The 18101-nt window shown below is 49.9% G+C and carries 16 protein-coding genes and 4 tRNA genes; 12 read left to right on the top strand and 8 right to left on the bottom strand.

The genetic code is table 11. The annotated features are described in order from the left end of the window. Positions 1 to 172: 172 nt before the first annotated feature. From ushA to EQP46_RS22740, 4 genes are all read left to right on the top strand, one after another. Positions 173 to 1849, top strand: coding sequence for a bifunctional UDP-sugar hydrolase/5'-nucleotidase UshA (gene ushA, locus EQP46_RS22755; RefSeq protein ID WP_129495805.1), 1677 nt, complete (start codon positions 173 to 175; stop codon positions 1847 to 1849). A 209-nt stretch (positions 1850 to 2058) separates the two neighbouring features. Next, the gene (gene ybaK / locus EQP46_RS22750) at positions 2059 to 2541 is read left to right on the top strand and encodes a Cys-tRNA(Pro) deacylase (protein ID WP_017012661.1); all 483 of its coding nucleotides are present in this window, start codon (positions 2059 to 2061) and stop codon (positions 2539 to 2541) included. Continuing rightward, positions 2538 to 2957: a lysozyme inhibitor LprI family protein gene (locus tag EQP46_RS22745; protein WP_129495784.1), complete on the top strand. Its 420-nt coding sequence runs from the start codon at positions 2538 to 2540 to the stop codon at positions 2955 to 2957. The genes ybaK and EQP46_RS22745 overlap by 4 nt, the downstream gene beginning before the upstream one ends. Then, positions 2954 to 3568 carry a LysE family translocator gene (locus tag EQP46_RS22740; RefSeq protein ID WP_129495783.1) on the top strand — a complete coding sequence of 205 codons (615 nt, stop codon included), beginning with the start codon at positions 2954 to 2956 and terminating at the stop codon, positions 3566 to 3568. Before EQP46_RS22745 ends, EQP46_RS22740 begins: the two co-directional genes overlap by 4 nt. Before the next feature lie 62 nt (positions 3569 to 3630). On the opposite strand, the gene smrA is transcribed toward EQP46_RS22740, so the two are convergent. Beyond that, entirely contained in the window at positions 3631 to 4215 is a 585-nt protein-coding gene (gene smrA, locus EQP46_RS22735) for a DNA endonuclease SmrA (protein WP_129495782.1), read from the bottom strand. A 266-nt stretch (positions 4216 to 4481) separates the two neighbouring features. Then, positions 4482 to 4622 carry a DUF3149 domain-containing protein gene (locus EQP46_RS22730; RefSeq protein ID WP_017009034.1) on the bottom strand — a complete coding sequence of 47 codons (141 nt, stop codon included), beginning with the start codon at positions 4620 to 4622 and terminating at the stop codon, positions 4482 to 4484. Between the two features lie 354 nt (positions 4623 to 4976). On the opposite strand from EQP46_RS22730, the gene EQP46_RS22725 reads away from it, so the two are divergent. From EQP46_RS22725 to EQP46_RS22715, 4 genes are all read left to right on the top strand, one after another. Beyond that, a tRNA-Pro gene (locus tag EQP46_RS22725) sits at positions 4977 to 5053 on the top strand. Positions 5054 to 5090: 37 nt separating this feature from the next. Next, a tRNA-OTHER gene (locus tag EQP46_RS24140) sits at positions 5091 to 5196 on the top strand. Between the two features lie 48 nt (positions 5197 to 5244). After that, positions 5245 to 5321, top strand: a tRNA-Pro gene (locus EQP46_RS22720). 207 nt (positions 5322 to 5528) lie between these two features. After that, positions 5529 to 5605 (top strand) — tRNA-Pro (locus tag EQP46_RS22715). A gap of 346 nt (positions 5606 to 5951) precedes the next feature. Here the strand turns inward: EQP46_RS22715 and EQP46_RS22710 are convergent. The 3 genes from EQP46_RS22710 to EQP46_RS22700 form a co-directional block, all read right to left on the bottom strand. Continuing rightward, positions 5952 to 6818: a TraB/GumN family protein gene (locus EQP46_RS22710; RefSeq protein WP_129495781.1), complete on the bottom strand. Its 867-nt coding sequence runs from the start codon at positions 6816 to 6818 to the stop codon at positions 5952 to 5954. 55 nt (positions 6819 to 6873) lie between these two features. After that, positions 6874 to 7308 carry a DUF411 domain-containing protein gene (locus EQP46_RS22705; RefSeq protein ID WP_102389735.1) on the bottom strand — a complete coding sequence of 145 codons (435 nt, stop codon included), beginning with the start codon at positions 7306 to 7308 and terminating at the stop codon, positions 6874 to 6876. 208 nt (positions 7309 to 7516) lie between these two features. Further along, positions 7517 to 10177 carry a cation transporter gene (locus EQP46_RS22700; protein WP_129495780.1) on the bottom strand — a complete coding sequence of 887 codons (2661 nt, stop codon included), beginning with the start codon at positions 10175 to 10177 and terminating at the stop codon, positions 7517 to 7519. Between the two features lie 222 nt (positions 10178 to 10399). On the opposite strand from EQP46_RS22700, the gene cueR reads away from it, so the two are divergent. Both cueR and EQP46_RS22685 read left to right on the top strand, forming a co-directional pair. Beyond that, complete coding sequence (cueR, locus tag EQP46_RS22690; RefSeq protein ID WP_129495778.1) at positions 10400 to 10810, top strand: Cu(I)-responsive transcriptional regulator; 411 nt, start codon at positions 10400 to 10402, stop codon at positions 10808 to 10810. 132 nt (positions 10811 to 10942) lie between these two features. Further along, positions 10943 to 12130, top strand: a complete 1188-nt coding sequence (locus tag EQP46_RS22685; protein WP_161972885.1) for an alpha/beta hydrolase family protein — start codon at positions 10943 to 10945, stop codon at positions 12128 to 12130. A 77-nt stretch (positions 12131 to 12207) separates the two neighbouring features. Here EQP46_RS22685 and EQP46_RS22680 read toward each other — a convergent pair whose 3' ends face one another. The 3 genes from EQP46_RS22680 to EQP46_RS22670 form a co-directional block, all read right to left on the bottom strand. Then, a complete protein-coding gene (locus EQP46_RS22680) occupies positions 12208 to 13062 on the bottom strand; it encodes a co-chaperone YbbN (RefSeq protein ID WP_129495776.1) in 855 nt (284 codons plus the stop codon). A 465-nt stretch (positions 13063 to 13527) separates the two neighbouring features. Further along, complete coding sequence (locus EQP46_RS22675; protein ID WP_129495775.1) at positions 13528 to 14355, bottom strand: SDR family oxidoreductase; 828 nt, start codon at positions 14353 to 14355, stop codon at positions 13528 to 13530. A 20-nt stretch (positions 14356 to 14375) separates the two neighbouring features. Further along, positions 14376 to 14972, bottom strand: coding sequence for an arylesterase (locus tag EQP46_RS22670; protein WP_129495774.1), 597 nt, complete (start codon positions 14970 to 14972; stop codon positions 14376 to 14378). Here EQP46_RS22670 and EQP46_RS22665 point away from each other — a divergent pair. Further along, on the top strand, positions 14971 to 15648 hold the full coding sequence (locus EQP46_RS22665) for an ABC transporter ATP-binding protein (protein ID WP_129495773.1): 678 nt from the start codon (positions 14971 to 14973) through the stop codon (positions 15646 to 15648). The two genes, EQP46_RS22670 and EQP46_RS22665, sit on opposite strands and share 2 nt — an antisense overlap. Then, complete coding sequence (locus EQP46_RS22660) at positions 15645 to 18086, top strand: ABC transporter permease (RefSeq protein WP_129495772.1); 2442 nt, start codon at positions 15645 to 15647, stop codon at positions 18084 to 18086. Before EQP46_RS22665 ends, EQP46_RS22660 begins: the two co-directional genes overlap by 4 nt. Positions 18087 to 18101 lie beyond the last annotated feature (15 nt).

The raw sequence follows: 18101 nt of genomic DNA, 5'->3' as shown, positions 1-18101 counted from the left end.
TGTGTTTTTCAGTGATCTAGGCGGCACTTTGTTTAGAGAAGAATGTGCTGGTTAACTTATATATTTAGACTACCTCATGAAAACGACATAAATGTCGACGTTAACACAGTGCATAGGGCGCGATGTTGTGCGCCCTGACCGCAAGGTTTTCAACAAACAAATAGGTAACACCATGACGGATCGCCTTTCTCTCAAAGCAGCTATCAGCGCTGCGTTGCTTGCGTCACTCGCAGGCTGTTCTGCCACTACTGAAACAAAGGAAATTGTGCCAGGCTGGCAACCGGATACCACCTATAACGTCACCATTCTTCATACCAACGACAACCATGGCCGCTTTTGGCATAACCGCCACGGCGAGTATGGTATGGCTGCACGTAAAACACTGATCGACAAACTTCGCGCGGAAGCTGAAGCAGAGGGTGCGGCAGTACTTTTGCTTTCTGGTGGTGACATCAACACGGGTGTTCCTGAATCTGATCTGCAAGATGCAGAACCAGACTTTAAAGGCATGACCATGATCGGTTATGACGCAATGGCGCTGGGTAACCACGAGTTTGATAACCCGCTAGATGTCCTTGAAAAGCAAATGAACTGGGCTGACTTCCCAATGCTTTCTGCCAACATCTATGACAAAGCAACGGGCGAGCGTAAATACCAAGCGTACGAAATGTTTGAAAAGAACGGTTTGCGCATTGCTGTCATGGGTCTGACGACTGAAGACACAGCAAAAATTGGTAACCCAGAATTCATCGGTGGGTTGGAATTCCGTGACCCGAAAGAAGAAGCGAAGAAACTGATCGCTGAGCTGGAAAAAACTGAAAACCCAGACATCATTATTGCAGCGACGCACATGGGCCACTATGAAGACGGTCGCCGTGGCATCAATGCACCTGGCGATGTTGCACTTGCGCGCTACTTGGACGAAGGTTCACTGGACATGATTGTGGGTGGTCACTCACAAGAGCCTGTTTGTATGGAAGGCCCGAATGTTGCGAGCAAAACCTTCAAGCCTGGCGACGAGTGTAAGCCTGATAACCAAAACGGCACATACATTGTTCAAGCGCACGAGTGGGGCAAATACGTCGGTAAAGCGGACTTCGAATTCCGTAATGGCGAGCTGAACTTGGTGTCTTACGATTTGATCCCAGTGAACCTTAAAAAGAAAATTAAGGTGAATGGCGAGAAGAAACGTGTCTTTATTCAAAATGAAATTCCAAAAGACAAAGGCATTTACGACTTCCTGAAACCTTACCAAGAGAAAGGTCAGGATCAGTTGAATGTGAAGATTGCAGAAACCAACGACAAGCTCGAAGGTGATCGCAACGTGGTGCGTTTCCAACAAACCAACCTGGGTCGTATGATCGCAGCTGCGCACAAAGAGCGTGCGAAAGCAGACTTCTCTGTGATGAACTCTGGCGGTGTGCGTGATTCTATCGAAGCTGGCGAAGTCACTTACAAAGACGTGCTGACAGTTCAACCGTTTGCGAACATGGTGACTTACACCGACATGAGTGGCGCAGAAGTGTTGGATTACCTAAACGTTGTTGCAACCAAGCCAGTAGATTCAGGCGCATACGCGCAGTTCTATGGCATCTCAATGGTTGTTGACGGTGACAGTGTCAGTGATGTGAAGATCGGCGGTGAAGCCCTTGATCCAAACAAAACCTACCGTTTCACTGTACCAAGCTACAACGCTGCGGGCGGTGATGGTTACCCGAAAATCACAGACCACCCAGGCAACGTAAACACAGGTTTTGTTGACGCAGAAGTATTGAAGGACTTCCTTGAGAAGAACACGCCGATTGATGTGAACAAATATGCGCCAAATGGCGAAATGGTTTACAAATAAGGCGCGATGCTTTCGCAATTAAAACAACGTAGCGGCATGCGTATGAGCACGCTGTTACCTTGATTGCGTATAAGTAGAGAGCAAGTGATGGTTCTCTAAGACTTCTCAAAAAGGCACTGTTATCAGTGCCTTTTTTTATGTCATTATCAGGAGGTTCTCACGTTGGTTTATCAAGCGCCAACAGACCCTAATAACCAGAGATAAGAGTTATGACGCCTGCAATCACCCTCGCGGAAAAGTCCGGCATTTCTTTTCATGTACACAGCTATGAGCATGATCCGAATAACACCCATTTTGGCTTAGAAGCCGCAAGTGTGTTGGGACAAGATGCCAGTCGTGTATTCAAAACTTTGTTGTTTGCGATGAATGGCGATCCAAAAAAACTGGCAGTCGCCATTGTGCCTGTTGCAGGGCAACTTGACTTAAAAGCCGCGGCGAAAGCGGCAGGCGCAAAAAAAGCGGAAATGGCGAACCCTGTTATCGCTGAGAAAACAACAGGGTATGTGGTGGGCGGCATCAGTCCATTAGGGCAAAAGAAGCGTTTACCCACGTTATTGGATAAAAGTGCTGAACAGTTTGAAACGATATATGTCAGCGCAGGTCGAAGAGGATTAGAGATAGAACTAACGCCCTCTGATTTGCTGACTTTAACGCAAGGGAAGATGGCGGAGATAGGTAAGGAAGGTAAATGAAGTATATCGGTGTGCTGATGTTGTCGCTAATGAGCCTCCCCGCGATGGCGAGTAAAAGCAGTGACGCTGTCCTCATGCACTGTTACACGGCACATGAAACGCAGGTTGAAGTGGCTGCATGCCTTGATAACCACTGGCAGATTGCAGAAGCTGAGCTCATTGCCAAAGAAAAAGCGCTGACGGAACATTTCGCCAAGCTTGATGCCGTGTCTTCAATGAAAACGGCGGTGATGTCAGCGAAAGCCACGCAAGAAAGTTTCAATGCATGGCGTGATAAGCAATGCAAAATGGTGGAAGCGAGCTTTGCGTCAGGATCCGGTAGCGGCTTGGGGTATTTGAGCTGTAAGATTGAACTCACGAATGAACAAATCGACCGCATCAATCATTTGATGGGGGGTAAGGACAACGAAAAATGACGGTTTCTGTTTGGCTAAGCCTTGTTTTAGTCTGCATGTTGGGCGCAATGTCCCCAGGCCCAAGTCTTGTAGTGATGGTGAGGCACAGCTTAGCGGGAGGCCGTTTGCACGGTATCGTTGCCGCGTGGGCACACGCCCTGGGTGTGGGCTTATACGCCGTGATTACCTTGCTTGGGCTCGCGGTGATATTGAAAGAATCTCCGATGGCGTTTCAGATCATCGCCTATGCGGGCGCCGGTTACTTAGCGTGGCTGGGCATCAAATCTCTGCAATCAAAAGGCGGTGTTGCCGCTAAGCTTGAATCCGGGGACAAAACGACCCTACTTGAAGCGGCGCGTGACGGTGCCATGATTTCTGTACTGAACCCTAAACTCGCCCTGTTCTTCTTGGCATTGTTTAGTCAATTTGTTGCCGTGGGTACCGATGTGTTTAGTCGCTCTGTGATTGTCGCGACACCGTTGGTTATTGATGGACTTTGGTACACCCTTGTCGCGCTAGTGTTGTCGTCCAGCCGAATGCTCGACACGCTCAAACGTCGCGCGGTGTGGATTGATAAATTCTGCGGTATCGTGCTTATTGGCTTGGCGGTTCGCGTTGTCGTGACGCTCTAAAAAGCCAGTAAATAGCCAATAAAAAAGGAGCCACACAGGCTCCTTTTTACGTTTCTTTTCAGCTATGCGCGTCGGTTTAAATGACGCTCACGCGTTTCCAATTTCTTGTCTTGGCTCTTCTTCAACAGAACATATACCGCGCCTGTGCCGCCATGATGACGCTGTGCTGAGTGCACACACATTACATCGCTGATCTGTTCAAGCCACTGGCAAACAAAGCTTTTCATTCGCGCTGGTGGGTTGCTGCGCTCGCCTTTGCCATGAACAATGATGACGGTTCTTACGTCCATGCGTTGGCATTGTTTCAAAAAGGTAAGGATTTCTTCTCGTGCATCTTTAAGGGTGTACTTGTGCAAATCGAGGCGCGCGTGAATGTCATACTTGCCTAAGCGAAGCTTTCTAAACACGCCATCTTGCACGCCTGGTCGCTTAAAGGTGACGATATCGTCAGGCTTGAGCATCTCTGCGTAATCGAGAGACAGGTAATCAGGATTACTGTCCGACAACTTTTGTGCCGCAGTTTGTCTCGCAAGCTGAGCGTCAGTAGGCTTGTGTGACTGGCTGACTTTCTCCACCGTATCGTGCGCGATAGGGGCGACATCTGCCATCATTTCCCGGAATAAATCCGACTCATTATTGCCGTTCATAGTCATTACGGATTGGTGAAGCGTCGCTTGAGTATAATGACAATTTACGCAGAGATCTTGTAGGAAGCAAACTGACTGCTTAGAAAATGTTCAATCCGCACTCGTTGTCGCTCGCAAAAAGTAAGGACAAAAAAACCAGAGTACCGCATATAGCGAGTACCCTGGTGTAAGCAACTCAACCGAAGTACGTTAGTCGAACAGAGCGTTTGGCGCGCTATTTTACTGTTCGATACTCGCGTTTGGTTTAAACATATCGCTTAAGGGATTCAGTTCGTTTCCGGATCTTTGAATGCCTTATAGACAAAGAAGCCTCCCATGAAACTGATCATGCCGAGTGCGACAAAAATGACGATCATTGAGGAGAGGCCAATTGCGTTTCCGAAAAGTAGGTCTAACCAGAAGTCCATCTTTGTATTCCTTTGTCTGTTAACGTTAAAGCCAGGTTGCCAATTGGTAAAACAATCCGTGATGATCCAGATCAAGTGAAGTTCGGGTTAGTAGCACGTGCTTTTCTAACTGTGTTTGTGGTCGCAATTTGTCCGCATTTGGTGATCCTTTAAGCGATCGGTCCGTAACGAGTGAAAATCATCATAAAACACTTGAGTCTGCGGCGAGGATGAGTAATATAAGCCACCTCCGCAGCGCACAGCGTAGCGGGGATTTTCGGAGAAGAAGCGCAGTTTTGTGGCGCATCCGGATCTTGGGAATAGCGGACCAGAGGGTGACCCTCTGAGAGTATTCTGAAGAAACACAAAAAAGATCGGTGAATAGCGCAGCTTGGTAGCGCATCTGGTTTGGGACCAGAGGGTCGGGGGTTCGAATCCCTCTTCACCGACCATATTTGGGTAGACATCCACCTCTGTTAATTCAGTAAGCGGTGTGAATAGTGCAGGTTGGTAGCGCATCCATCTTTTGGTGAAAAGCGGACCAGAGGGTTGGGGGCTTGACGGCAAGTCCCATCGAATCCCTCTTCACCGACCACTATTTAGGTTAACAGCCGCCTCTGAGAAATCAGAAAGCGTTGTATCTCGGTGAATAGCGCAGCTTGGTAGCGCATCTGGTTTGGGACCAGAGGGTCGGGGGTTCGAATCCCTCTTCACCGACCACTATTTAAGTGGCGAGATGACGAGACGCGAGTTTCGAAAAGCAATCTTGTTACTAGCTGAACATAGAGTCAGCATCAGGAACTAGAGCTATAAGCTTTGGAACCAAATACTCGGTGAATAGCGCAGCTTTGTGGCGCATCCGGCTCTTGTGAGTAGCGGACCAGAGGGTGACCCTCTGAGAGCACTCTGAAGAAACACAAAGAATATCGGTGAATAGCGCAGCTTGGTAGCGCATCTGGTTTGGGACCAGAGGGTCGGGGGTTCGAATCCCTCTTCACCGACCACCTTCGAAAGGCTCTGCAGAAATGCAGAGCCTTTTTTGCGTCTGTGGGGTTGGTTATCAAAATAGAAGATAGCGAGTAAGAACAGATTCGCGTGGCGAGAAAAGCGAGAGCGTATAGACGAAAAGCGAGCTGGTGGTATTCATGTAGAGTAGGCTATTCCGAAACTCGAAATCTCACTACCACAGCCACCACATTGCGGTAAAATACCCACCATCAAAGAATCCAATCAGCACCAACAGGGTAGTTCTATGCGCAAGTCATTCATTATTTGGTTTATTTTGCTTTTCTTCGTATCAATGATTGTGACCAAAGTGGTGGTCGGCAGCTAAGGCCGACCTTTTTATCGCTAAGGTAATTCTGGCAGTTCGCAGCCCGCTTTTTGGCCTTGATTCAACTGCGTGATAGTAAACCCTTTATTTTTCAATAAGGTTAGTAGCCCCTCTTCTCCCGGCAAATGTAACGCCCCTACAATCACCACATAATCTCCGTTCGGTATTTGTGCTGAGTCGGTCAGCATTTCAATCCAGTTTAGATTTCTATCAACAAGAATCTTACGTTCAAAATTGTTCGTATCACTCATGTCATCGGCAATGGTGGCCATTTTTTCATTATCACCAAGGTGCCACGCCTCAATCATACAAGGCAGAAAACTCTTCGATAACTCCCAATGCAGCAAGGTGTCGTCGAGCAGTTCAATACCATCATCGCGGGCGTTAGCGAGCAAATCTATTTGTTCTTGCACGGATTCTAAGCTGATGACAGGAAGATTAAGGCTGTCCGTTCGGGATAGAAAATGTAGGTCGACCCCCAGCATTTGGTGAAATTGTAGCTTCTTGGTTTGCGCTATCTGCAAGACCATTGCTGTTTGCCATGGTGGCATGTTGAGAAGCAGGGAATCTTGATAGCCGAGTTCTTTCGCTATTTCAGCAAGTTGAGCGCGCTGCTTTGACGTTATCACATCGCCTGATGGTTTGCCTTTGGGAATATTTAGCTGGGTGTCGTTGATGACATCGGCTTCAACAATCAGGGCGTCAGCTGCCACAAAGCGAGATTCAATAATGTCGGGAAGTGGGTAAAACTCTGGCTTACCGACATGGACTGAGCCCATGAGGGTATAAGTGAGGTCACCTTTTTGTGCTTGCCAAACCAAAGGTTCGGCTGTCACTGCTTGCGCGAAGAAAAGTGAGAATAATGCGGGGAAAAAACGTTTCATTAAGCCTCCATAACCGTGGTTTTCAGTATGGAGGCTACGGGTGTAAAAGTCAGCTTTAGTTGTGCTTGTTATACACCATGGTCATGCCTGTATGAGAAAAGGCGACAACGTTATATGCATCTTTCTGGTTGCCATATTCCATACCTGGAGAGCCCATCGGCATGCCAGGCACGGCAAGGCCCGCCAGTTTAGGTTTCTTCTCTAAGAAGCTTTTTACGTCGCTGGCAGGAATGTGGCCTTCGAAAACATACCCATCAATAACGGTTGTGTGGCAAGACGCCAATTGAGGCTTGATGCCGAATTTTACTTTGATTGGGTCCATGTTGACGTGATCTTCAGAGACCATGTCGAAGCCATTGTCTTCCATGTGCTTTACCCACTCTTTACAACAGCCGCAGTATGGGGATTTATAGGTTGTACCTGTTGCAGCCAGTGTGCTTGTTGAAAGCAGAACTAGGGATAATGCGGCGAACTTCGGCAGGTTTTTCATTGTTTTCTCCTCAATGCGTCGAGACTTTATTGCAGCAGTACGGCGAGTGTTGCGCGCCGTCTGTCACGTTTTTATCGCTAGGTGGCACAGCCGCATTTGAAACGACTGCGACCACGAAAGCGTTTTTACTACTGGTTATCATTTTTGTCTGATAGCCAAAACCACCAGATGATTAGCCCAATCAGGCCAATGCCTATGAAGTTAATGATCATGCGTTACCTCGTTTGGGGGTAAACCAACGCAGTCGATTGGCGTTCATCACAACCGTAATGGAAGACAAAGCCATGGCTGCGCCCGCAACGACCGGACTCAGTAACGTGCCGGTGAGGGGATATAGCACACCCGCGGCAATGGGAATACCCAGTGAATTGTAAACAAATGCGCCAAACAGGTTTTCCTTCATGTTTCTGAGCGTCGCTTTGGAAAGCAAAAGACCGTCCGTTGCCGCATCAATGGAGTGGCGCATTAGCGTCATTTGCGCGCTTTCGATGGCCACGTCGCTGCCGCTACCTATTGCAATCCCCACTTCTGCTTTTGCTAACGCAGGTGCATCGTTGATGCCATCACCAATCATGGCAACACGACGCCCTTGCGCTTGAAGGCGCGTGATTTCATCGGCTTTACCGTCAGGCAGAACGCCTGCAACCACCTCTTCGATTCCTGCTAAAGCAGCAATGGCGTTCGCGGTATCGGGATGGTCTCCCGTCAGCAGCATCACCTTATAACCGAGCGCATTTAAGCGAGTAACGGCGGCTTTGGAATCATGACGCAGTGGGTCACTAATACCGATGATGCCAAGCAATTGGCCGTCCGTAGCGAGATAGACTGCCGTTTCACCTTGCATGGCGACGTTTTTGGCCGCGTTCGCATGTGCTGAGAGAACGATATGGTTCTCTTCTAACAAACGCGCATTGCCGAGTAAGTAGGATTGACCATCGATGACGGCTTTTAGCCCCTTACCGGGAATGCCTTCAAACTGGCTGACAGCCGATAGAGAGAGGGCACGGTCATTTGCAGCATCAATCACGGCCTTAGCAAGTGGATGCTCAGAGCCTTGTTCAAGGCTTGCGGCAATGCGCAGCAAATCATCATCCGTTCCGTGCATGGCAAGGATAGATGTCACCTGCGGCTTGCCTTCGGTGAGCGTGCCCGTTTTGTCGAGCACAACGGTATCGATGCGTGACGCGTGTTGAAGCGCTTCTGCATCACGGATCAGAACGCCCAGCTCTGCCGCTCGGCCAACGCCTGTTGTGACAGACATCGGTGTGGCTAATCCCAATGCGCAAGGGCAGGCGATGATGAGCACCGTGGTGGCTGTGACAAGCATGAAGCTCAGTTTTGGGTCTGGCCCAAAGTTGTACCAGCCGAGCGCCGTTAAAATCGCGATGATCATGACGGTCGGGACGAAAATGGCAGACACGGTATCCGCCATTCGCGCCAAAGCGGGTTTACTGCTTTGTGCCTGACGCACCAATTGGATGATGCGTGACAACATGGTATCGCTGCCAATGCCAGTCGCTTTAAATAACAAACTGCCATGTTGGTTAATGGTGCCCGCGTGCAAGGTATCACCTTGGGTTTTGCGCACGGCAAGCGGTTCACCCGTCAACATGGATTCATCAACAAAGGTGTCACCCTCTTCAACAATGCCATCGACGGCAATTTTGCTGCCCGGTTTAACGCGTAGCGTCATGCCAGCTTGAACATCGGCCAAGGCCACTTCGCGTTCTTGGCCATTTTCAACAATGATGGCGGTCGCAGGTTGGAGATCGAGCAAGCGATCTAACGCCTTGGACGTGGATGCGCGCGCCTTGGCTTCCAGCGCATGCCCCAATGTCACGAGGCCGAGAATCATGGCTGTTGCTTCGAAATACACATGGCGAGCCTGTTCAGGGAAAAGCGCAGGTGCGAGAACAACTGCCGTGGAGTAAAGCCACGCAGAGCCTGTCCCCAATGCGACAAGCGTGTCCATGCTGGCACGATGATGTCGTGCTGCCTTAAACGCATTCGCGAAGAAGTGTTTCCCCGCAGTGCAAAGCAACAGCAAGGTCACGACGGCAATGATGCCCCAGCCGATTTGGCTGGCGGTGCTTTCCACACTCATGGTGCCGCCGAGCATGCCCCACAACATCAAAGGCGCACCGAGGCCTAGGGCGAGCCATGTATTGCGTTTATGTTCGGCAAATTGCGCGGTATGAAGTGCCGCTTGGCGTTCTCGACGTGTCGCTTCATCTTCGCTGAGTTCAGCGCCATAGCCTGCTTGCTCAATCGCGGTAATTAACAGATTCGCATCCACATCGCCTGAGACGAGTGCAGTGCGCTCCGCTAAATTCACGTTGACGGTATTGACGCCCTCAACAGCCCTGACTGCTTTTTCTATCGAAGAAACACAACTCGCGCAGCTCATGCCGGAAAGAATCAGTTGCTGAGTGTGCGTGGAAGTACGAGGCGCTTCTTCGTATTCAGCCTTGGTTTCTGCATGGGGCTCAGATGTTGCTTCATCAGATGACGTGCCTTTGATATCGGAGGGCGCGGGGACGTGATACCCCGTCGCTTCGACAACACGAATCACCGCGTCTTTATCGAGCAACCCTGTAATGCTGGCTTCTGTTTTACTGACCGCCTGAGAAAAGACGTGTGGGTTTGATGCAAACGCACGCGTCAGTTTTGCAACGCACTTGCCACAACTCAGCCCTGTGAGTGGAACTGTAACGGTGTTACCCACTTGATAACCCAGCACATTAACGGCTTCTACAATCGCATCAAGCGGCGCATCAGCATTCACTGTGAGTGAGTGGGGGTCTGCATCAATAAACGTAACGCCTTCAATGGCTTCTGTTGCACTTTTTACTTTTCGTGCGCAACCCATGCAGCGCAATCCTAAAAGGGGAAGCGTGATCAGCGATGTGTCTGATGTCGGCGTCGATGCGACAACAGTGTTTGAATCAGCCATGAGCGGTACCTTTTACTTAGCATGCCTTGCTTGCGATGAAGCAGGTCTTTTGTTCATAATATAAAGCATAAACCTTCCAGTAGATGTAAGGTCAAGCGCGGTGTTAATGCTGTGATATTGAGTCAGTAGGAGTGAGCCATGAAGATCAATGAGGTGTCCCGCATTACGGGGTTAAACGCCAAAACCATTCGCTTTTACGAACAAAAAGGCGTGATCAGCGAACCATCGCGCAGTGAAAACGGCTATCGCGACTACAGCGAACGTCAGGTGAATGAGTTGCAAATGATCCGCCGCTCTCGCCTCGTGGGTTTTAGCCTTGATGAATGTCAGGCGTTACTCGAATTGTCGAGAAATCCAAAGCGAAGAAGTGCCGATGTAAAGAAAAAGGCACTCGAAAAAATTGAAGAAATTGATGAGAAAATCAAAGAGCTTCAAGCCATGAAAACGAGCTTGAAAACGCTGGCAAGTGCGTGTCCTGGCGATAATGGTGCTTGTTGTCCCATTATTAATGCGCTGTCTTCTTCTGATGACGAGTCAAAACCGGAATAATAACCTTCGTTTGGCGATGTGACGTATTTGTTGGAATAACATGTTTGTATTTATTTTCGGGCATTTCTGGGGTTAACCATTCTACGTGTTGGTGAGAATATGAATGGAACGTCATATTCAAACAGGTACGTAATGAAATTCTTAAAATATATTGGCTACGCCTTTTTATCTCTTCTTGCCCTTCTCGTTACCGCATTTTTTTTAATTCCGCAGCCAGATAAACCCGCACCAACAGGTGTGCACGCAGTTGGTGTCACTGAGTTCGAAGTGACCGAGGGTGGACAGTGGGTCGTCGTGACAGCGTGGTATCCTGCGCAGCCTTCCGTGAGTAATAATTTCTTGCCTTACATGGCCTCTTATATTGCTGAGGCCATCAGTGAAAAGCAGAAAATCCCCGCGTCATTGTTGGAAGATGAGCGTCCTTCTTTTGCGCATATCGACGCCGAGGTATTTTCGGGGCGTCATCCGGTTTTATTGTTTAACCATGGCTTCAGTTCACACGCCTATCAAAACCTCACTCAGATGGAAGAGTTGGCAAGTCATGGGTATGTTGTTCTCTCACTCAGTCACCCCGGCCATAGCGTGGTAACGAAGCGCGTAAACGGCGCTCTTGTTTACCAGTCAATACCTCTCGACCCTCAGCATGCCCCTGAACGGATCGCCGCGATGGATCGCGCCGCGGTGTCTATGCGAACAAGCGCGACGATCAATGATTGGATCGATGCGACGTCAACGCTTGAAGAAGGGCTGTTTCGAAATATTCCTGGCTACGTGGACGAATGGTCTGAGAACAATCGACGTGTCATCCGCGCGCTGACGCGTGTTAACTTGGGGGCTATCCCAACGCCACTACAAGGGCACCTTGACGCTGAATCTGTGGGTGTGTTCGGGCATTCTTTCGGCGGCAGTGTTGCTGCGGATCTCGCCTTTAGTGAGCCCAATATAAAGGCTGCACTGAGCTTGGACAGCTACGTGTACACAAACTCATTGCAAGAAACGATGAAGGTGCCACTTTGTGTTGCCTATGGTGATGTTGCGGAACCACCGTCTGATGAAAGCATGGCGTGGATAAATCAGACGCTGTTTGAGACGAAAGCGGTGTCAGGAAGTTGTGAAGCGTTGTTTGTCGGGGCGGCCCACCTGAATTTTTCTGACCTCAACCATCTCCCCATCGGCAAGTTTCTTGGGCTTACGGGGTCGATTGATGCGGAATTAATGCACCAATCATCGAATCAGTTGTTGCTTAGTTATTTTGGTCATCACCTAAAAGGCACGCCGGAGGTCAGTGACATAGAAGGGGTGAAAATGGTGGTGTATTGAACATGACTTCGTCGTTGGCTTTGCAATAAAAAAGGCCGTGAAATGACGGCCTTCGTTTTATCTATGATCTGCGTCGATCAGTACAGAAGAGAGTAAAGCTGACGACGGTAGCGTCCAGCAACTTCGTTGCCTTGCCCCAATGCGGCGAGAATATCCATCATGGTTTTCTTCGCTTCGCCATCTTGCGCATTCAAATCTTTACGCAGTAAACCAATCAAAAGCTCTAGCGCTTCTTCTTGTTTGTTCACTTGGCTCAATTGAATCGCAAGTTCAAACGCCAACGATGTATTGGTTGGATCTGCATCGTAAGCGTTTTGCAGTTCACGGATCTCAGGAGTATCAGCGGCTTGTTTATGAAGCTCTACTTTGGCCATCAAGGTTTTGTATTGCGCGTCTTGATCTTGCATGAGCACGGTCGCAAGCAAGGCTTCCGCAGCATCGTATTGCTGGGTGCCTACATAGCATTCCGCCATGGCCAATTTAAACAAACCCGCTTCACCCAGCACGGCTTCAAGGGGTTTTAAGATTGCCTGTGCCTCTGTGTATTGCTCGTTGGCTATTAAAGCCTGTGCCTGTTTTAAGGCCATTTCTTCTTGGCTAGGCAGGTGACGCGTCAACATCTCGCGAACGCTTTGCTCCGTCTGTGGCCCACCTAGGCCATCAACCGGTTGTCCATTGCTAAACAGTGCGATGGTGGGCAATGCGCGCACGCCAAATTGAGACGCTAGCATTTGTTGTTGTTCACAATCCAGCAAGGCAAGGGTGAATGCGCCGCCGTATTCATGAGCCAGTTTTTCAAGAACAGGCGTAATTTCAGTGCTTTCTGGGCTCATTTGTGCCCAAAAGTGGATCAGTACAGGTGCGGAGGCAGAGGCTTCCAACACTTGCTGAAAGTTCTGCTCGGTAAGTTCAACAATGTAGTTTGGGTGCATGGATAGGCCTGATCATTTAAGTAATGCTGTAAAGGTGGGGCGGCAGCGTTGAAAATTCAAGGCATTAAGCCGTGAATTTATGCCTAGATAACAAAGTTTGGGGTAATCGCCTGAATTGATGACACCGGCAGCACATTAGGCAAGATCGAAAAAGGCCACTGTAATCACAGTGGCCTTCTCTTTGGCGCTTGTCGAATAGTTCGCTGACTTAAAGCACAAGCAAAACCGCCAGCGTCACACTCAAACAGAGCCAGTTCAATTGACTTAGGGACATAGCCCGGCTCCTTTGGGGAATTTATAATTTTTTGTTGTCCCCGTTCACGGCCTGATCCGACACTCATCACATTAATTTGGTTGTAGGGGGCAGGTGTTTCACGGTACAGGAGCTATATTACCCAGCATTTATGACAAGAATGTGACGGTGAAGTCATGATCTTTCGATTTTTTTCTGGGATCAAAATCTCACTAGCCACCTTTCGCCAAGATCTTGTCGAGCATTCTTGCCGGCAATAGGCGTTTGCAGACGGCCATGTACTGCGTGGGTTTGGTGACGCGATAACGAATTTTAGGTGTCGTTGCCGTCAATGCGTGAAGCAATGGCGGTACGATCGCGTCAGCAGGCAAGGTGTATTTGTTGGTCGAATGTTCGCTTTCAAGGCGGTCTTTTTGCGAGAGATACGCGTTGGTGAAGCGGCTTGTATCAATGTTTATTGCACGATGGAAAGCCGCGAGGGCATTGGCGCGAAAACGACTTTCGATTGGGCCTGGCTCAATCAAGCTGATTTGAATGGGCGTGTCGGCAAGTTCGAGGCGGATGGTATCCGTCCAGCCTTCAATTGCAAATTTGCTGGCGTTGTATGCGCCGCGAAATTTCAACGCGATGATGCCAAGCACGGAGCTGTTTTGAATGATCCGCCCTTTGCCATTGGCACGCATCATTGGGATCACCGCTTGCGTGAGTGTGTGCCAGCCGAAGAAGTTGGCTTCAAATTGCTCGCGCAAGGCATCGGTCGGAAGATCTTCCAATGCACCGGGCTGACCATACGCCCCGTTATTGAATAACCCATACAGTTTTCCGCCAGTGTGAGCTTTTACGGTTTCAACCGCAGAAAGAATGCTGGCCGTGTCTGCAAGATCGAGTTTGATGCAATGCAACCCTTCTTGTTGGAGGCGTGCAACGTCTTCGTCTTTTCGGCAAGATGCGATGACATCAAAGCCTTCTTTTACCAATGCATGTGCACATACATAGCCAATACCCGTTGAACATCCTGTGATGAGAACCGTGTTATTCATTCTTATGTATTTCCTTGTTTTTACAGGTTTGGCGTAATGTGTTCTTGCATGAAATCAGCAATCCACGGTTGAGCAATGGCTTTAGGATGAAGGCCGTCTTGCATCATCCATCCTTCCGTCATCACGACTTTTTCCATAAAGAAGGGAATAAGTGGGATTTGCATTTCTTTACTTAACTCTGGATAGATATCTGCAAAAGCATTGCTGTATCGTTGACCATAATTAGGTGGGATTTGAATTTGCATGAGCATGACTTTAGCGCCACTTTCTTGGCTCAAAGTGATCAGTTTTGTCAGGTTCTCGCGTATTTTCTTTGGCGGAAATCCGCGTAATCCGTCGTTAGCACCAAGTTCAATCACTACCCAGGCAGGGGCATGCTGTTCCAGTAAGGCTGGGAGACGGTCAAGGCTGTTGCCGCTGGTGTCGCCTGAGATACTGGCATTGACGACCTTCGTCACTGTGCCTTGCTCGACCAATTGAGGCTCCAGCAAGCTAGGCCAGCTTTTTTCAATCGCCATTTGATAGCCTGCACTCAAGCTATCTCCAAGTACAAGCAGCGTCTGTCCGACGGCGCTTTGACTGATAATCAAAAGACAAAAAGAAAGGATGCGAATCATGACAACTCCAGTGATCAGGGCGAAGAACGTCACGAAAACAGTGACAACGAATGCACAGACTCTGACCATTCTGCAGGATGTTTCCCTTCAGGTCGAGCAGGGCGAAAGTATTGCTTTGGTTGGGGTTTCTGGCGCGGGTAAATCCACCTTGATGACATTGCTCGCCGGATTAGACACCCCAAGCACCGGAGAAATCGAGCTTCTCGGCAAGCCGCTTAGTCAACTAGATGATGATGGGCGCGCCGCGCTTCGCGCCGAATCCATTGGGTTTGTTTTCCAAAGCTTCTTGCTCGTTCCTTCTTTGAACGCACTTGAAAACGTCATGCTCCCTTGCACGATCCGCGGCGATGATGAAGACGAAGACCGTGCACTCGAACTGCTCGCTTCCGTGGGATTGAAAGGCCGTGAAACACACCTTCCTTCCCAACTTTCTGGCGGTGAGCAACAGCGTGTCGCCATTGCGCGCGCGTTCATGACTCGCCCTCGCGTGCTGTTTGCGGATGAGCCGACAGGTAACCTTGACCAACACACTGCGGCGACTGTGATTGATCTTCTGTTCTCGCTTAACCGCGATCACGGCACCACTTTGATTCTTGTTACGCACGATCCCGCGTTAGCCGATCGCTGCACGCGCACATTACACATCAATGCAGGTACGTTGGCGGGGGCGGCATGAGCGAATCTCGACATGGAAAGAAAGGCACCTTAGTTTGGCGCTGGGCGTGGCGTGAATTGTTTCATGGTCAGCTCTGGCCCGTTGTTGCGGCGCTGGCGCTGATCATCGCGTGTGTGTTTGCCTTGTCGGCATTAGCAGGGCGCATTGAGTCTGTGCTGACACAGCAAGGTCGCTCGATGCTGGCTGCTGACCTTGTGCTAAGAAGCAACCAGCCTCTCACCGAACAAACTCTCGCAAATTTCGAAACCCTTGATGTTGAAGTGTCTGATCAAACACGATTTGGCACCATGGCGTTTAGCCAAGACAACATGCAACTCATCAGCGTGAAGGCGGTTGAAAGTAACTATCCGCTGCGTGGAAACCTTGAACTGCAAGGTGATTCCAGCATGCATGACAGCGTTAAACCCGGCGAACTTTGGCTGGAAGAGCGTTTGTTTACCTTACTGGATGTGCAAGTGGGTGACAGCGTGGACGTGGGGGATGTCAGCCTGCAAGTGTCAGGCTTGATCGTGTCTGAGCCGGAACTGTCATTTAACCCATTTAGCCAAATGCCCGCCGCCATGATGCACCAAAGCGATGTGGCAGCTGCTGGGGTCGTCCGTCCGGGAAGCCGTGTTAATTATCGCTACTTTTTTAGCGGTAACAACAGCGAACTTGAAGCCGTAAAAGCCGTGTATCCGGTTGCTGAAGGGCAGCGTTGGATTGATGAAAATACCGGGGATCGCACCGGCGACATGTTGGATCGCAGCCGCGGCTATTTGTCGCTGACGGTGGTGCTGGTCATCATCATGGCAGCCGCGACCTTGCTGCTTACTTGCCAGCATTATGTGGATAGCCGCACCCAAACCCTTGCCATGGTGAAAAGCCTTGGGGCGCAGCGAAGCTGGGTCAGGCGTTGGCTGGGCCGACAGCTTGTGATGTTAATGATCATGGCGACCGTGTTGGGGTTGTCGTTCGGTGCTGCGCTGGAATATTTGCTTCGTCTGCCTCTGGCGGATGTATTGCCATCGCCGCTACCTAGTTATGGCTTGTTACCTTGGTTCTTAGGGCCATTGGTCGCTTTGCTGGTGGCGTTACCTGCGCTGGGCATTCCGCTCATTCGTTTGATCGACGCGCCTGCATTGAGCGTGTTGCAATCCCAAGGTGCGGTGAAAGCGAGAAAGAATCCTTGGAGTTGGTTGTTGGCATCTGTGCCTATCTTCGCATTGGTCGCGTGGTCTTATGACAACCGCTTGTTGTGGCTAGTGTTGGCAGCGCTGGTGGTGATGTTGAGCTTACTTGCTGCCATTGGCGTCATGGTGCTGCGTTTTGCTCAAAAACGCGTGACGCAACCTGCGTTCAAATTGGCATTGAGCCGCATTACCCGTAACCCTGCATCAAGTGGTGCGCAGCTTGGGGCGCTTGCGACCTCGTTTATGCTGCTGTCGATCATCTGGCTGCTTCGTACTGATTTGTTGGAAGATTGGCAACAAACGCTGCCGCCTAACGCACCGAATGTGTTCGCGTTAAATATCGCGAAGTCTGAATTGGACGACTATGTCGGGCGTTTGGATGAGAACAACCTTGAGCGCTCAGAAGCGTACCCCATCATTCGTGGCCGCTTGGTTGCAAACAATGGCAACCGTTACGCAGACATGGAACCAAACCGTGAAGAGCGTGACGAAGCCTTACGCCGCGAATTGAACTTCACATGGCGTGATGAACTGCCAACGCACAATGAATTGCTAGAAGGCACATGGCCCACAGAAGGTGGCGTGTCGGTAGAAAGCGGCATTGCAGAGCGACTTGGGTTACGAATGGGCGATGAGCTGACCTTTAGTGTGAACAGCCAAGAGTTCAACGCCACCATTAACTCCGTACGAGACGTGGAATGGCGAAACATGAAGCCGAATTTCTATTTCATTTTTGACCCTCAACTGGTTGAGAGTTTGCCTGCCAACTGGCTAGTGAGCTTCCGCCTCGAGAGCGAGCAGAGTGACATCGTAAATCAACTGGGGCGCGACTACCCAACGGTCACCTTATTGGATCTGCGTACCATGAGTGGACGAATCCAGGTCATGTTGCGTCAGGTGAGTTTGTCGCTATCTGTGTTGGCGGGGCTTGCTGTGGTCAGCGGTTTGTTGTTACTGCTCACGCTGCTGCGGATAACGCTCTCAGAAAGACAACGTGAAATCATGCTCTACCGCACCTTGGGCGCGAGTAAGAAACGCATCAACACCACGCTTTGGGCGGAGTACGGCATCATGGCGCTGGTATCTGGCTGCATGGCGGTAGGGGGGGCAGAACTTGCGATGGCGGCATTGCTCAAATGGGGCGTAGAACTGCCTGTTCGTTTGCACCCTGAAGTGTGGTTGAGTCTGCCTATGATTGCGGTCGGCCTCGTGTTTATGACGGTCGCGTGGATGCTGCGTGGGTTGCTGGAACCCTTGAAGCGTTAAATTCTAGGTATCATT

Source organism: Enterovibrio baiacu (assembly GCF_004120195.1).
GTDB lineage: Bacteria > Pseudomonadota > Gammaproteobacteria > Enterobacterales > Vibrionaceae > Enterovibrio > Enterovibrio baiacui.
Note: the sequence above shows the minus strand (reverse complement) of the source record. Positions and strands in the feature narration are given on the sequence as shown.

Coding starts and splice junctions, on each gene's coding strand:
- ushA (WP_129495805.1), top strand. CDS start 173: ATGACGGATCGCCTTTCTCTCAAAGCAGCTATCAGCGCTGCGTTGCTT.
- ybaK (WP_017012661.1), top strand. CDS start 2,059: ATGACGCCTGCAATCACCCTCGCGGAAAAGTCCGGCATTTCTTTTCAT.
- EQP46_RS22745 (WP_129495784.1), top strand. CDS start 2,538: ATGAAGTATATCGGTGTGCTGATGTTGTCGCTAATGAGCCTCCCCGCG.
- EQP46_RS22740 (WP_129495783.1), top strand. CDS start 2,954: ATGACGGTTTCTGTTTGGCTAAGCCTTGTTTTAGTCTGCATGTTGGGC.
- smrA (WP_129495782.1), bottom strand. CDS start 4,215: ATGAACGGCAATAATGAGTCGGATTTATTCCGGGAAATGATGGCAGAT.
- EQP46_RS22730 (WP_017009034.1), bottom strand. CDS start 4,622: ATGGACTTCTGGTTAGACCTACTTTTCGGAAACGCAATTGGCCTCTCC.
- EQP46_RS22710 (WP_129495781.1), bottom strand. CDS start 6,818: ATGAAACGTTTTTTCCCCGCATTATTCTCACTTTTCTTCGCGCAAGCA.
- EQP46_RS22705 (WP_102389735.1), bottom strand. CDS start 7,308: ATGAAAAACCTGCCGAAGTTCGCCGCATTATCCCTAGTTCTGCTTTCA.
- EQP46_RS22700 (WP_129495780.1), bottom strand. CDS start 10,177: ATGGGTTGCGCACGAAAAGTAAAAAGTGCAACAGAAGCCATTGAAGGC.
- cueR (WP_129495778.1), top strand. CDS start 10,400: ATGAAGATCAATGAGGTGTCCCGCATTACGGGGTTAAACGCCAAAACC.
- EQP46_RS22685 (WP_161972885.1), top strand. CDS start 10,943: ATGAAATTCTTAAAATATATTGGCTACGCCTTTTTATCTCTTCTTGCC.
- EQP46_RS22680 (WP_129495776.1), bottom strand. CDS start 13,062: ATGCACCCAAACTACATTGTTGAACTTACCGAGCAGAACTTTCAGCAA.
- EQP46_RS22675 (WP_129495775.1), bottom strand. CDS start 14,355: ATGAATAACACGGTTCTCATCACAGGATGTTCAACGGGTATTGGCTAT.
- EQP46_RS22665 (WP_129495773.1), top strand. CDS start 14,971: ATGACAACTCCAGTGATCAGGGCGAAGAACGTCACGAAAACAGTGACA.
- EQP46_RS22670 (WP_129495774.1), bottom strand. CDS start 14,972: ATGATTCGCATCCTTTCTTTTTGTCTTTTGATTATCAGTCAAAGCGCC.
- EQP46_RS22660 (WP_129495772.1), top strand. CDS start 15,645: ATGAGCGAATCTCGACATGGAAAGAAAGGCACCTTAGTTTGGCGCTGG.